Consider the following 317-nt stretch of genomic DNA (forward strand, 5'->3'; position numbering starts at 1 on the left):
GCGATAGCATAACTTTGAGAAGTGACAGACGAAGAGGACGCAGATTGCTCTTTCTTTGCATCAAGCAAATACAGTTCACCTTTATATTGTGACAAGACAATCTCTGTTGTGTAACGATCATGACCGTTTTTATCTTGCCATTTACGTGTTTGTAATTTGCCTTCTATGTAAACCTTTGAACCTTTGTGTAGATATTGAAGTGCAATTTTTGCCAATTTTGCCAAATGTGGATTAAAAACCACAATGGAATGCCATTCCGTTTCATCTATTTTTTGATTGGTCTTTTTATCAGTATAGCTTTCAGAAGTTGCTATACT

The 317-nt window shown here is 35.6% G+C and carries 1 protein-coding gene; it reads right to left on the minus strand.

Features of this window, described 5'->3' with window-relative positions:
• The coding region (gene ssb, locus BN338_RS09345; RefSeq protein WP_039761475.1) for a single-stranded DNA-binding protein at positions 1-317 on the minus strand (317 nt) is incomplete at both ends.

Origin of the sequence: Bartonella queenslandensis AUST/NH15, assembly GCF_000312585.1 — a bacterium.
GTDB classification, from domain to species: domain Bacteria; phylum Pseudomonadota; class Alphaproteobacteria; order Rhizobiales; family Rhizobiaceae; genus Bartonella; species Bartonella queenslandensis_A.